At 65.7% G+C, this 13,998-nt stretch carries 12 protein-coding genes; 5 read left to right on the top strand and 7 right to left on the bottom strand.

What is annotated here, in order from left to right; genetic code table 11:
* Positions 1–66: 66 nt before the first annotated feature.
* Positions 67–1,122 carry a DctP family TRAP transporter solute-binding subunit gene (locus tag E3T50_RS02900; protein WP_134550506.1) on the bottom strand — a complete coding sequence of 352 codons (1,056 nt, stop codon included), beginning with the start codon at positions 1,120–1,122 and terminating at the stop codon, positions 67–69.
* Between the two features lie 763 nt (positions 1,123–1,885).
* On the opposite strand from E3T50_RS02900, the gene E3T50_RS02895 reads away from it, so the two are divergent.
* From E3T50_RS02895 to E3T50_RS02880, 4 genes are all read left to right on the top strand, one after another.
* Positions 1,886–2,680: a hypothetical protein gene (locus E3T50_RS02895; protein WP_134550505.1), complete on the top strand. Its 795-nt coding sequence runs from the start codon at positions 1,886–1,888 to the stop codon at positions 2,678–2,680.
* A gap of 101 nt (positions 2,681–2,781) precedes the next feature.
* On the top strand, positions 2,782–3,405 hold the full coding sequence (locus E3T50_RS02890) for a LysE family translocator (protein ID WP_134550504.1): 624 nt from the start codon (positions 2,782–2,784) through the stop codon (positions 3,403–3,405).
* 249 nt (positions 3,406–3,654) lie between these two features.
* Positions 3,655–4,170 carry a hypothetical protein gene (locus tag E3T50_RS02885; RefSeq protein ID WP_241990730.1) on the top strand — a complete coding sequence of 172 codons (516 nt, stop codon included), beginning with the start codon at positions 3,655–3,657 and terminating at the stop codon, positions 4,168–4,170.
* Entirely contained in the window at positions 4,167–4,661 is a 495-nt protein-coding gene (locus E3T50_RS02880; protein WP_134550503.1) for a DNA alkylation repair protein, read from the top strand. The genes E3T50_RS02885 and E3T50_RS02880 overlap by 4 nt, the downstream gene beginning before the upstream one ends.
* Positions 4,662–4,779: 118 nt before the next feature.
* Here the strand turns inward: E3T50_RS02880 and E3T50_RS02875 are convergent, their stop codons facing one another.
* The 5 genes from E3T50_RS02875 to E3T50_RS02855 form a co-directional block, all read right to left on the bottom strand.
* Positions 4,780–5,964 carry an MFS transporter gene (locus E3T50_RS02875; RefSeq protein WP_134550502.1) on the bottom strand — a complete coding sequence of 395 codons (1,185 nt, stop codon included), beginning with the start codon at positions 5,962–5,964 and terminating at the stop codon, positions 4,780–4,782.
* A 190-nt stretch (positions 5,965–6,154) separates the two neighbouring features.
* Complete coding sequence (locus E3T50_RS02870) at positions 6,155–7,033, bottom strand: GntR family transcriptional regulator (RefSeq protein ID WP_134550501.1); 879 nt, start codon at positions 7,031–7,033, stop codon at positions 6,155–6,157.
* 80 nt (positions 7,034–7,113) lie between these two features.
* Complete coding sequence (gene pdxA, locus E3T50_RS02865; protein ID WP_134550500.1) at positions 7,114–8,139, bottom strand: 4-hydroxythreonine-4-phosphate dehydrogenase PdxA; 1,026 nt, start codon at positions 8,137–8,139, stop codon at positions 7,114–7,116.
* Positions 8,136–9,524 (bottom strand): four-carbon acid sugar kinase family protein, encoded by a 1,389-nt coding sequence (locus E3T50_RS02860; protein ID WP_134550499.1) that lies wholly within the window; start codon positions 9,522–9,524, stop codon positions 8,136–8,138. The genes pdxA and E3T50_RS02860 overlap by 4 nt, the downstream gene beginning before the upstream one ends.
* Before the next feature lie 39 nt (positions 9,525–9,563).
* Complete coding sequence (locus E3T50_RS02855) at positions 9,564–10,601, bottom strand: 2-keto-3-deoxygluconate permease (protein WP_134550498.1); 1,038 nt, start codon at positions 10,599–10,601, stop codon at positions 9,564–9,566.
* 246 nt (positions 10,602–10,847) lie between these two features.
* On the opposite strand from E3T50_RS02855, the gene E3T50_RS02850 reads away from it, so the two are divergent.
* The gene (locus tag E3T50_RS02850; RefSeq protein ID WP_134550497.1) at positions 10,848–11,825 is read left to right on the top strand and encodes an NAD(P)H-quinone oxidoreductase; all 978 of its coding nucleotides are present in this window, start codon (positions 10,848–10,850) and stop codon (positions 11,823–11,825) included.
* Positions 11,826–11,888: 63 nt separating this feature from the next.
* Here the strand turns inward: E3T50_RS02850 and E3T50_RS02845 are convergent, their stop codons facing one another.
* Entirely contained in the window at positions 11,889–13,550 is a 1,662-nt protein-coding gene (locus E3T50_RS02845; RefSeq protein ID WP_134550496.1) for a tetratricopeptide repeat-containing diguanylate cyclase, read from the bottom strand.
* Positions 13,551–13,998 lie beyond the last annotated feature (448 nt).

Below are 13,998 nucleotides of genomic sequence, written 5' to 3'. Positions count from 1 at the left end.
GGGGCGTCCTTACGATGGAAGGGCCGCACGACGGAACCTGTGCCGGCGGGTAGAAACGAGGCGGAGCTAGTTGCGGTTGGCGAGCAGCTCGGCGATGATGTCCGGGCCGAGTACCTCGGAGTACTCTTCCCACACGCTCGGGATGACCGTGGCCATCAAGGCATCGCGTTCGTCGTCGGTTAGCTGGATGATTTCGGTCGATCCCTCGGCAATGATCGCCTGCTTGGCCTCTTCATTTACCTTGGCCGCGATCTCACGGTTGTATGTGCTGGACTCATCGACGGCGTCGAGAACCAGCTGCTGCAGGTCGGTCGGCAGCGACTCAAAGAAGTCACTGTTGATGGCCGGGATGTAGCCGATATAGCCGTGGTTGGACTCGGTGATGTAGTCCTGAACAGTGTGCATGCTCTGCGTTTCCATGTTCGACCAGGTGTTTTCCTGACCGTTGATGACGCCCTGCTCGAGAGCGCTGTAGACCTCGGCGAAGGCAAGGATCGACGGGATGGCTTTCCACGTCTCGAACTGGCTCACCAGAACATCGGCCGGCTGGATGCGAAAGCTCAGTCCGGCCATGTCGGCTGCGGAACGAATGGGAACGTTTGCCCCCATCTGCTTGAAGCCGTTGTCCCACAGGCCTAGCGGCCTAATCTTCGCCGCGCGCAAGTCCTCGTTCTCGAAGATGGCCTCGCCCACGACGGAGTCACGGGAGGCAATCTCGGCGATGTCCTCACTGTCTTTGAACAGGAACGGCAGGTCGAGAAGCTGGAGCTGGGGGGCAATGGTGGTGAACTTGGCACTAGCCGGGGCGATCATCTGGATGCTGTTCGATTGCAGGGCCTGCAGCTCGTCTTTGTCGCCGTACAGCGAGGAGTTGGGGTAGATCTCGACCTCGATGCGTCCGTCCGAGGATGCTTCCAGGATCTCCTTGAACTTCTCGGCGGCCGCGCCCTTAGGTGTGTTGGTCGTCGTCACGTGGGAGAAGCCGATCTTGTAGACCTCGCCGTCGCCTCCGCCGGACGCGGCGGAACCGCGGGCGGACGAACAGGAGCCGAGTACGAGGACGACTCCGAGAGCGATGGCCGTTGCCCCGATCATTCGGGAGTTACGGGTGCGTCTTTGCATAGTTTCTTCCTTATCGTCTTTGATAGGCGGTGCGTGGCGAACGTCGCGTACTGTTCGCCAGGAATCACGCTATCAAGGAAAATATGCTTTGGGAAGAAACAATGCATTATATTTGTAACAAATGCATTACTAGACACGAGGACACACGGATCACGGCTTAGAATCTTGCATGCTTTTACTGACCGTGGACACCTCACGGGCTGCGCCAGTGCGCATGGGCACATGGGCCCGACCGTGCGGGCCTGTATGCGGTGTATGCGGAGCCGGCGATCTGGCGACTGCTCGGACTCGCGAAAATGGGCCGCCCTACGTGCAGGGCGGACGCCCGGTTTGACCTGCCGGTTCCAGCCACTGGCCAATCTACGGGCAGGGGATCTTCGTGTAGCGGCGACCTTTGTTAGCGACGGAGGTTTTGTTGTTGCCGTAGGCGCGGCATCCGGTGTAGGTGTCAACGTTCTGGACGGCGGGCGCAACGTACGGTTCAAGATAGGGAGCGACGTACGGTGAACGTACCCGGGTTGGTGCGGTTGTCGGCTGACAGGGTACGTCGAGCGCGACGCCACGGCCAGTTCTGCTGACGCAACCGATGCATCCGCTGTATTACGGCGTCGACGCGCGCCTGCAATGCGCTGCCGCGTGCACCTGTCACTCTGGCTGCCCGCTCTGCACCGCGGCGCTCAGTACCGGATAGCGGGATGGCTGGGAGGCTTTACTCAGGCGCGCTAGACACACTTGAGGACCCAATCAAACAGAAAGGCCCCCAATGAGCAACCTCCAACGCATTCTGCGCATGGCATCGAAGGCCCTCGAGCAGAAGGGGCAGCCGTCTTCCGCCGGGTCGGGCAAGACAGATTGGCGCGATATGGTGCGCACCACAGCCGACAAGGTCACCGGAGACAGCAGGCCCCCGGCGAGCAACGTGCAGCGGAGTGCCGTTCCACGTTCTGGGTCGAACACGTCGTCGGCGTTGAGCGCAGACGACCGCGCGGCCATCGCCCGCTACGACTACCTGCTGCAGACCGCAGAGCCCCAGCAGCTTGAACAGGTGCACCGCGATGCGTTCGCGCGACTCACGCCCGCGCAACGCGACGAGGTCGACGCCCAGCTGCGCACCGAGCTGCCCGCCAACGAATACCCGGCATCGACCAGCCCCGAGGACCTGGCCCGGTCGGCCACCCGCGGCGAAGCGCAGAAGCCGGGCCTGCTGAAGAAACTGTTTGCCAGGCCGTCCGGCCGAGGCGCCGGCGCGCTTGCCGGAGCGGGTGTCGCCGCCCTTGGTCTTGGTGCTGGCGGGCTACTCGCCGCCGTCGCCGGTGGCGCAATGCTCAGCAATGTGGCCGGCCCCCTCCTGGAACAGGCGGCGGGACTGGGCGTCGATTTCGAGGGCCTCGCCGGCGGACTCGAGGGCGTCACCGGTGGTCTCGAGGGAGTCACCCAGGGCGTCGCCGACGGGGCGGGCGAGTACGCGACCGGCCTCGGCGAGCAGGTATCCGATCTGGGGTCGAACTTCGAGATCCCCGGTCTCTCTGCACTTGGCAACCTGTTCGGCCGCGAGTAGGAAATACCACCGAAGGCGGCGTCCTCGCCGGGCGACCTGCGGGGACGTAGGCCGGAGTCTGTCGTGCCATCGCAACGATGGCGCCCGCGCTACGCTAACGTGTGCAACTTTCCCTCTGGCTGGCCCTTGCGGGCGCCGGCGTACTGATCAGCTTCACCCCGGGCGCCGGCGCGATCAACACCATGAACAACTCGCTGACCAGTGGATTTCGTCGCTCGATCTGGGGAATCCTCGGGCAGCAGGCTGCGCTCATCGTGCACATCATCGTGGTGGCACTCGGCGTTGGAGTGCTCGTCGCCGGTTCCCCCGTGCTGTTCAACGTCATTCGCTATGCCGGGGCTGCCTACCTGGTGTTTCTGGGCATCCGTTTGTTTGTGCAGAAGCCCGACTCCAAGCAGGACCCGACCAGGCCGCTGACCAGGGAGCCAGCCAGGTCGATGTTTCGTCGCGGCTTCTGGGTGAACCTGCTCAACCCCAAGGCGCTCGTCTTCTTTCTCGCGTTCATGCCGCAATTCATTCGGCCGGAGCAGCCACTGCTCCCGCAGTACCTGGTGCTCACCGTCACCGTCGTGCTGATCGACATCGTCGTGATGTGGTTCTTCTTCGCGGTGGCGGCGAAATCGTTCCAGCGCTTCACCAACACCACCCGCGGGCAGAGGATTCTCAACCGCGCGTTCGGCGTGCTGTTCGTGACCGTTGCCCTGCTGCTGGCGCTGGTGCACTGAGTCGCTAGAGTCCCTCCTGCGGGTGTGTCTGGCTCAGCGGGTGCTCTCGGTGTCGGTGGTGGGCCACGCTGGCACGACAACTCACCTGATGCGCGCCAGTTCCTCGGACAGCTCGCGGAGCGCGCGCCACGTTTGGGTGAGCAGTCGCGAATCGCGTGGTCTCGCGTACGCAGGTCGAACGGCGACGGGCACGATCGGTGTGACGGCATCCGCTTCGGAGTAGGAGCGGTCGGTCGGTACGCTGGCGAGATGAGGAAGACCGAAACACGACAACCGCGCCGCGCCGTCCGGTCGGCGGCCGTGGGCTTCATCGTCATTGCGGCCTACGCGATCACCGGGGTCCTGCAGATACTGGTATGGAATCCGCTGGCGGCGGTGCCGGGCGCGACGCTCGGGCAAATTCGTACGAATATGACCCTCGCGAATGAACCCCTTGTCGCGGACGGCGTCGTAATTTGGGCGGCGATAGGAATGGTGCTCGCCGCCGTGGTTCTCGTGGTGACGATCGTGCGACGCAGGAGTGCGGTCGGGCCGGTTGTCGCGGCCTATCTCGTTCTGCTCGTGTTCGCGGCTCCCGGGCACATCTTTGTGGCTTTCGGGCCCGGCATGTCGATCGCCGACACGTTCATGATTTCGGGCGGGGATCACGCCCCGTGGGGTGTCGTGCTTTACCTGGTCAGTGCCGCGGCCCTGCTCGCCTTGATCGTGCTGATCATTCGCGCCGCGCGCGCGGCTGCCGCCACCCGAGGCAGAATAGGTGGATGAGCGACGCCGGCGACTTCGTGGACCGCACGCTGCAGTACGAAGCAACCTGGGAGCGGGCGGCTGAGGCAGAAGCCCGGTTCGGGAACGAGCTCGAGTTCTACGGCGCATCGGTGGGCGCCGTGCGGGGAACCATCCGCGACCTGGCCCGCCGGCATAAGAACATGAGCCACGACGAGGTGACCGCGCTGAGCTCCGAGCTGTGGAACGTGCCGGTGTTCGAGCGCCGCCTCGCCGCGATCGTGCTGCTGCAATCGAACGTGACCCGGCTCGACAACACCGACCTCACCCGCATTGAGGGGTTTCTGCGCGGAGCAGGGCTGCCAGAGCTCGCGGATCCGCTCACCTTCACCGTGGTGCTTCCACTCATGCAGGCGCTGACCGGCGCGAATCGTGCCCGAGCGGATGCGTCCCTGGCGCGGTGGTCCGGCGACGGTGACCCGTGGCTGCGCCGCGCGGCCCATGCCGTCAACGCGAAAATCGCTCGCGCGTGACTGCCAACATCAAGGGGAACTCCTCATCGGGGTTGAGGTTTGCCGAGGTCGGTGAGAATGTCCCGGAACGGCAGGGTCGTGATGATGCCAGGGGTTTCACTGAGCTGGCGAATCGCCCCTAGCTGACGGGCACAGCGGGCGGCGTCTTTCGGGCAAGCACGAACGCGATGTACCCGGCGACGATCTGCACCGCGCCAACGATGATCCACAACGTCGTCTGCGGTAGGGCCACAAAGAGCAGTCCGAAGGCGAGCGGGCCGGCGCCGCTGCCGACATAGGTACCGATCTGTACGACGCCGGTCGCGCTCGGCGTGGCCGGCCCCGCCACCCGGGATACCACGAAGTGCGTGAGCCCCGGCCAGCCCCAGCCGATACCGAGGGCCAGCAGCATGCCCGCTACGAACGTCCACTGGGTGTCCACCGCCATGAGCAATACGCCGCCACCGCCGATAAACATCATGGCGGCCACGGTGGCGAGCGCGAACGTGCTGTTGGCCCGGTCGGCGATTCGGCCGACGATAACGCGCACGACGACGCTGAGCAGCCCGGCCACGCTCAATAGAATGCCTGCCCCGGCCAACGGCAGCCCGCGCTCAATGCCCGTGATCACCGCATACGCAGTCACGGCGCCGGTGGCAGCCGCCGACAGCGTGGTGACGCTGGCCATCAGCAGCAGGTATTTCATCAGCGGCGGGGTCAGCGGCACATGGGATCCGCCGAGCCGGGGGCGCGCGAGCTCACCGCGTGGCACCGACCACCAGAACAGTGCGCCCACGGCGAGCGCGAACAGGCCGGCCAGTCCGAACCCCCAGTGCCACCCCAGTGTGAGCGCGAGCGCGGGCACCGCCAGCCCGGCCAGGAACGCGGCGAACGGAATCGCCGACTGCTTGATCCCGAACGCCGTCGCAAGCATTCCCCGCCGCACCCTCAGGTTGATCAGCTGATTCGCAGCCGGATGACTGATGCCGTTGCACACCCCGCCGACCGCGGCCCACACCAGCAGCCACACCCACGACGGCACCAGAAAAGCGCCCCCGATCAGGCTCGACGCGCCGATTACCACCCCGAACAGCGTTGCCGAACGGATGCCCAACCATGACACCACGCGCCCGGCCAGCAGGGACATCATCGCGGCCGCACCCCAGTAACTGGCCACGGCCGCGCCGAGCACCCACTGCGGCGCCGGAATATCGCGCTGGATCTGCACGAACAGGGCGCCGAGCAGGAACACCGGCAGCCCGCCCGTGATGGTGGCGCCCACCGCGAGTACCACCGCGCCTTTGCCCGACTCGCGCCGGCGCATCAGCTACGCACGAGAGTCCGCGGGCGTGCCGGCAACGCGGCCGCGAGCCGGTCGCTGCGATGGCACTCGACCCCCCTCATCCGCTTGATCAGGGTGGCGGGACGGTGTGTCATGGTGCTCAAATCGGTGCCTTTCATGTCAATCACGGCCGTAAGCGGGTGGGTCCGAGGCCCACAGGCATCACCGCTGGTCAGTCGCTTCGAGCCATTTCTACCGACAGGTCCTGCAGCTGACGGGCCAGAGCTGCGGCCATGCCCGCCAGCTGAGCGCGGGTGGGGCGGTCGCCGGCGTCTGCTGGTGCGGGGGCCAAGGCTGACACGTCTGCGCCGACCACGTCGAGGTCGAAAACCACCCGGTCGGCGCGGTGCCAGGTGGAGAACACTTCGATGGGCACGCCGTTTTCGTCCAGGCTTGTACCTTCGAGCAGCAGCACCGGCTCCCCCACGGCGATCTCCAACAGCCGTGCCAGTGCCGTCGTTGCCGATACGGCGCGCACCTGACGGCGCCCGGAGACGATCGATACGCCCAGGCGGGAACGCAGAACGGTGTGTAGCGAGGCATCCGTCAGTTCGGCCACCGTGAGGCCAGCACCGATCGACGAGGGAAGCCAGGTATGAATGACCGCCAGGGGGCCGGTGCCCGCAGATCTCAGGCGACGGATGCCCACCACCTCAGCCGCGCCCAGCGCCGCCGACGCGACAGCATTCTGCTCGGGCGCTAACGCGAGCACGGCAGTGAAGACGTCAGCGCCCTCGGCCGAGATCTGGGTGGACAGTCCCGACATGCGCTGCACGAGACGATGGTGCTCTCCGCGCGGCGACACCACGCTGCCGCGCCCGCGACCGCGTTGCACGAGGCCGTCGGCGCTGAGCGCGGCCAACGCCTGACGCACGACCGAACGGGACACCCCGAATCGATTTTGCAACTCGGCCTCGGTGGGCAACTGCGACCCGGGCGGCAGCACGCCGTCCACGATGTGGGAACGGATGATCGCCCCCACTTGGCTGTGCAGCGGGGCGCCGTTTGCCGAATCGACCGCGCTGGCGGGCACCTCATCTAGCCACATCATTCCATCGTAGGCCGGAGTACGGCATCGCCCGGGCCGCGCGACCGGCGCTGCTGCGGCATCCGCTCGCCCAGTCATGGCGCTTAAGCGTTCTGCGCGGCCCGCCACACGTGGTCCCACCCGGGCGCGAGTGCGGCGGCGCGCTCCAGCGACAGCACGAGGCTGGCCTCGCGGGCGATTCCCTGACCGGCGATATCGAACGCGGTGCCGTGGTCGACCGATACGCGCACGACCGGCAGCCCGACCGTGATGTTCACTCCATCGTCACCGTAGACGGCCTTGAAGGGAGCGTGCCCCTGGTCGTGGTAGCAGACCACTGCCAGGTTGTACTTTCCGCGCACGGCTGCCGGTATCAGGGCGTCGCCGGGCAGGGGGCCCACGACGTTTAGTCCACGAGCCCGGGCCTCGGCCACAGCCGGGGCCAAAATGTCGGCATCTTCATCTCCGAAGAGGCGATTTTCACCGGCATGCGGGTTCAGTCCGGCGAGCCCGATGACCTCATTGGGCTTACCCATGGACTTGGCGAAGGCGCCAGCCAGTTCCAATACCGTCAGGGTGCGCTCGATCGTGATGTTCTCGATCGCCTGCCGCATCGACACGTGTGTGGTGAGGTGAAAGAAGTACAGGTCCCCGGCCGACAGCACGAGGGAGAAATTTTTCACCCCGAACTCGTGGGCGAGCAGCTCGGTATGGCCGGGCCAGCTGTGCCCCCCGGCATGCATCGCGGCCTTGTTCAGCGGCGCGGTGACGATTCCCTGTACCTCGCCGGCGCGGGCGAGCCGGCAGGCTTCCACCACAAAACGGTAGGCGGCATCGCCGGCCGCCGCGCTGAGTACACCCTGCTCCACGTGCTCGAGCGACGGACCGGTCTGCAACAGCTCAATCGTTCCGGGCTCGTTACGGGCATCGGCAACACTCTTGATCACGCGAATGGCCGCCGGGTCGCCGCCCACATTGAGCACGCCACGGCGCATCGCCGCCTCATCGCCGATCACGACGGGAACGCAGCGGGTGCGAACGTCTCCGTGGCCGAGGAGCGTCTTGGCCGTGATCTCGGGACCGATTCCGGCCACGTCTCCAATGGTGAGCGCAAGGATGGGAAGCGTCATAGGTGTACTCCAGTGTTCGGGTTGGCTGTGGGGCTGAGCACGTGGTCAGCCAGGAGTTGGGGAAGAATGTCGGCAATCGACGAGGTGGCACCGAAGCCGCCGGCCTTCGTGACAACCGTGAGGCCATCGGCCAGGCCGCCGTCGATCAGACCCACCGGAATTCCCTCGCGGATCGCGTCCGTCACCACGATGGCACCGGCCTCGAAACGATTAAGCACGGCCCGCGCGCCCTCGCCGCCCATCAGCACCAAGGCGCCCACGGAACGGTGTGCGAACAGCGCTGCGGTGATGGTCGCGAGCCCGTCGGCGATGACCACGGTTGCCGTTTCGGTCGCCGTTTCGGATATCGTCGGGGCAGTGGCTGCATCAGGCCGCTCCGACGGGGTCGCCACGATCACGATAGCGGGAAGGTGCGGGGTTGCAGCCAGTTCACCGGCAATCCAGCGGCCGATCGCACCCGGTTCGAGAAACACGTTGAGGCTCGGCGCGAATGTGCGCACGTGTTGCGGCGGGGTGACACCGACGAGATGATCGTACTGAGACCGGGAGATATCGTGCAGTGAACTGAGCACGACAACGACACGCGCAGCCCGCACCGGTGCTGGCTCTGCGGGGACGGCGAGGTCACGGCACCAGACTCGCGAGAGCGCAACCGCAAGCCCGGCGCTCCCGACGGGAATGGCCTCCGGCCCGAGCAGGACCACCGCTTCGGCCAGTGTCAGGATGTCCGCATCCGTCGCCGCATCGACCGTGACCACGCGGGTCGGGTTCTGGGCCGCTACGCGCAGTTGCCTGGCGTGGTCCGAAGCGGTCCCGCTGCCGAGGGCGACGTGCACGCTTCCCGGCACCAACTCCGAAAGCAGATTCGTCGTCACCGGCGTCACCGGGTCGGTACCCGCGGCCGTGGTCTCAACGCCCTGGTCGTTGACCAGGACCCGACCGTTCTGCACGGTTCGATTCATCGCCGGATAGGCCGGGCACACCACAGCGAAGGCTGCGGTGTGAAGCTTCTGCCAGGCGTCGAGCGCGCCCAGAATTTGGCCGTGGGCCGATCCGCGCATCGTCGAGTCAATTTTGAGCAGCAGCCGATTGACACCCGCATTCCCCAGCGCCACCACGGCCTCTGCCGTGCTCAGCCGGGCGAGCGGGGCGGGCTGAGCACGGGCATCGGACACCACCGCGAGAACTGTACCGTGGCTCGCGAGCCCGCTGTCGGGCGCGGTGAGCAAGAGCCGGGTGCGCCATCCGTCGCGGGCAAATTGCACCGAGGAATCACCGCCACCGGTGAGATCATCGGCCACGATACCCACGGCAATATGGTCGGCGTTCGTCGGGCTTGCGGGTGGGGCCGGGTGCGCCACGGCGTTCGGGCGGGGTTCAGTCATGGCGTCGGGTGTGATCGTGACGGATGCCGCGGTGGCCGGTCACGAGTGCTCGATCGTGCGTATCGACACCGTGTCGCCGGACGACTCGGTCTCCGGCTCGTTGGAGACCAGGCCACCCTCTCGTTTGAGCACCCAGGAGGCCAGCAAGGGCGCAAAAACCGCGGTGACGAGTACTGCGGACGCGACCTGGGCTGTGGCAACCTCGACGTAGGGCGCAAAGGTGGGGTCGGCCAGGGCGATGATGGCCGGAGTGGCGATCGCGTTACCGGCCGTGGTGGCCGAAGCGATGCCGATGCCGGACTTATTGCCGCGGCGCAGAATGAAGCGGTAGCCGAGGTAGGCGAGTGCGCCGGTGAACAGGGTGGCGACGATGCCCACGACGATGCCGGAGAGCCCGCCGGCCAGCACGTTCTGCAGGTTGATGCCGGTACCCAGCGCGAAGGCGAAGAACGGGATGATCATGTTCGGAATCGGGCGCATGATCTCGGTCCACTTCTGGTCGAGGTTGCCCACCAGAATGCCGATCAACAGCGGAATAACGGCCGCCAGAAGCAGCTGGAAGGGGATGTTGGCGAGGCCGGCGACGCCGAGGAAGAGCATCGAGAAAAATGGCCCGTCGTTGATGGCCGATGCCATGTAAGCGCCGCGGTCGCGGGCGTCACCGTAGCGTCCGGTGAAGGCGAGCCAGAGACCGCCGTTGCTGTTGTCCATGGTGACGAGCAGGGCGAGAATCGAGACACCCAATATTCCGTCGAGGCCCACGATCTGGGCGAGGAGCACGACGATGGTGGCCGGGAGAATGGATTTACAGAGCAGCAGGACTCCGGAGGTGGCAAGAACCGGACCGGACGTCTTCAGGGTGATTTGCATGCCGGTCGCAAAGATCAGCAGGCCGATCAGGGGAAGCGCGCTGGCTTGGAACAGCGCGGTGGTGAAGTTTCCCAGGGTGAGAAAGCCGGGAAAGAACGTGCCGACAACCGAGCCGAGAATAAGCGGAATGAGCATCAGCCCACCGGGAATGCGGTTCATGCCGTCAAACAAAGGCACTCGGCTGACGATTTTGGATTCGGCTACCATGGCGAATCTCCTTAGCTAGGGGCGGCGATGCCCGTGGATAGTGTGTCCGTACACAATGTACCTACTCTATCCGGCGGAGTCGCAATGTCAAGCCATCGTCGTTCGATGCGATGGGGGCACCCCGGGTCCCCTGCGAAAGAGACCCGATGTTGGCGTCGATCACTGCGGCCGCGCGGGAGTCGCGCGGGAGTCGCCCGTGCCGCGGCCACCGGCGACCCTGTCCCACCCTGCGCGTAGGCTGCGGGTATGCGCGCAATTATCGTGAACTCCCCCGGCGGGGCGGACGTCCTCACCGTGACGACCGTGCCCGACCTCGTTGTCGGGGCCCATGACATCCGTGTGGAGGTGGCTGCGGCGGGCGTGAACCGAGCGGATATCATGCAGAGGCAGGGCCACTACCCCTCGCCCGCCGACGCACCGCACTGGCCGGGTCTCGAGGTATCGGGCGTGGTCACCGAGCTGGGCGACGACGTGACCCGGTTCGGCATCGGCGATCGCGTGTGCGCGCTGCTCGCTGGCGGCGGCTACGCCACCGAAGCCGTGGTGCACGAAGACCTGGCACTGCTGGTGCCGCTGTCGATGGACCTCATCGATGCCGCAGCCCTGCCGGAGGCCCTGGGCACCGTGTGGTCGAACGTGTTCATGAGCGCCGAACTCGCGCCCGGCGAGACCCTGCTCGTGCACGGCGGTAGTAGCGGGATCGGCACGACCGCCATCCAGCTTGCCCGGCTCATGGATGCCCGCGTCGCCGTGACCGCCGGGTCGGCCGAGAAACTTGCCGCCTGTCACAGCCTGGGGGCTCAGGTTCTGATCAACTATCGGGAGCAAGACTTCGTCGCTGAGATCACCGCCGCCACCGACGGGCGAGGCGCCGACGTGATTCTCGACATCATGGGCGGCTCCTATGCGGCGCGCAATATCGAGGCCGTCGCGGTGAACGGGCGCATCATGGTGCTCGGCAACCAGAGCGGAGAACCGGCCACGTTCGACCCGTTTCGCCTCATGCAAAAGCGCGCCCGCTACTGGGGCACCACCCTGCGCGCACGGTCGCACGCCGAAAAGGTCGCCATCATGCGGTCGCTCGAAGCGGCGGTGTGGCCGTGGATCACGTCGGGCGAATTTCGACCGGTCATCGACGGCCGATTCTCGTTTGCGAATGCAGCGGATGCGCACCGGCGGCTGGAATCATCCGCTCACGTGGGCAAGGTCGTGCTCGTGCCCTGACCTGCGCGGCCTTCGGGCAGAGGAGCAAACGTCGTCTGCGCCGGCGCGGCACGGCCGATGCGGCTAGGTAATCACTGCAACGTCGGTACCGGCCGCATGAACGCGATCCCGCCCTCTGCGCTTGGCCTCGTAAAGGGCGGCATCCGCTCGAGACAGCCAGGCCGATACGGTTTCGTGGGGTTCCAGTGCCGCTACCCCCGCGCTCACCGTGCAGGCCAGACCCGGTGCAAGGCTTTGCCACTCATAGTCACGCACGGAGGCCACCAGCCGCTCGCAGGCCGCCGTCGCGTCGGCCAGGCTCGTGTCAGCGAAGACGAGCAAGAACTCCTCACCGCCCACCCGCACTGCGAGGTCGGTGCTGCGGGTGATCGCGCGCAGCATCGAGGCGAGGGTCGTCAGTACCTGGTCACCCGTCGCGTGACCGTGGTGGTCGTTCACCGTCTTGAAGTGGTCGAAATCGATCATGGCCGCGCACAGCGGTTGCGTACCTTTTTGGGCGAGTCCCATCATCCACGGGAGTTCTCGGTCGAGCGCGCGGCGATTCGACAAGCGGGTGAGCGGATCGGTGTTTGCCTGGTCGTCGAGTTCCTCGGCGCGGAGGCGTTCCACCCGCACTTCCAGTTGCGACTTCTCCACCTCGTGGCGCGCCTGTTCGATCTCGAGGGTGTTGATCAGCATCTGAGCCTGCAGCCCGGCCGTCTGCATGGTCATGCGCCGGGTCACGGCGTGCCACCGCTCGTAATGCGCGAGAGCCCGGTCGAACCGACCACCGGCCTTGTGCATCTCGAAGAGCGACCGATGGAGCTTGGCAAGCAGTGCCGGTTCGTCGTCGACGTCGGGGTCGGCGAGCTGGGCTTCCATCATGGCGGTGGCTTCGTCGCACCGGCCGTCCGCCCGCACCAGCTCGGCGAGCTGGGAATCGATGTCGATCTCGAGGCTGCGGTAGCCATGCACCCTGCATAATTCTTTACCCTGACGGCCATGCTCGCGGGCCTCGTCGTGCTGCCCCAACCCGATCAGCATGCTCACCAGGTTCGTTCGCGCGATCGCCTCGTGGAAGGTGTTCCCCTGCCGTTGGGCAAGACCCACCGCCTCTCGGGTGAGCTCCAGCCCGTCGCTGAAGGGTTGCGACGCATCCTCGTCGCGGGCAAGAGTCGCCCGCGCCATGGTGAGATAGGTGTCGCCCAGATTGTTCAGAGCCACAAAACTTGTCTCTGGGTCGTGCAGCGTCGCGGCGAGCGCCAGCGCCTGCTTGCCCAGCTCTACCGAACGCACGGCGTCACCCATCGCCCCGTGAACCAGCGATGACCGACTCAGTGCCCAGAATTCCGCTACCGGGTTTCCGCACGCTCGAGCCGCTTCGATTGCGCCCAGCACGTGGTGCAGCGCGGTCTCATTCAGAGCGATATCCGAAAAGGCCAACGCCAGTGTGCAGTGCACGTTCGACTGTGCCAGCAGGTCGCCATTTGCCGTGAAATACTCCAGGGCCAGAAGACCCTGCTCGACCGACGCCTGGTAGTCGCCCAAGCGAAGCCGGTGCAAGGTGAGGAGCTCCCGCGCACTCGCCTGCTGCAGCAGAGTTGCGCCGTTGTCGACCAGAACACTCTCGGCCTGCTTCGCGCCCAGGCGATGCTGCCCGCTCTCGGCCGCCAGCCGGCTGTGCGCGAGCAGCTCTTCAATGCCCAGCGGAACGACTTGGCTCATATCAGCGTCGGTTTCCGGCATGTTCAACCCCCCGGCTGTCTGTGATTTGTGAGTCGATCAGCGGTTCGCGTCGGCGCGTCCCCCGCAAAGAAAAATCCCTATATTTTTTCGGCTATTGCTTCAACTTAAGCATGAAAAATTCGCGGCGAGGGAGATATAACGCGTCTAGCCCTCCTATTGGGGATAGCTCGCTCGACTCTTGATGCCATGTCACACCCGACGCGTATCGGCGAGCATGCGCCCGACCATCCAGGACTTCCCCGGCAACCAAGGTTTGGCATGTCTGGCTGGTGACCGGATCAGGCAGGGACGCGGGTGAAAACGTCGCGCATCAAGATCTCCTGAGGCTACCTAGGTGTTCTTCCCACGGTGGTTGTGTGCGTGGCGAGTTGTAAAAAGGTGAGGACCTCCTGTATCGATTGGGTTACCACACTCACTCGATGCCACGGAGGCCCTCATCTCTCACGTT

The sequence above is a fragment of the Cryobacterium gelidum genome, from assembly GCF_004403985.1.
GTDB lineage: Bacteria > Actinomycetota > Actinomycetes > Actinomycetales > Microbacteriaceae > Cryobacterium > Cryobacterium gelidum.
The sequence above is the reverse complement of the archived record's forward strand: the minus strand, read 5'-3'. Positions and strand labels throughout refer to the sequence as shown.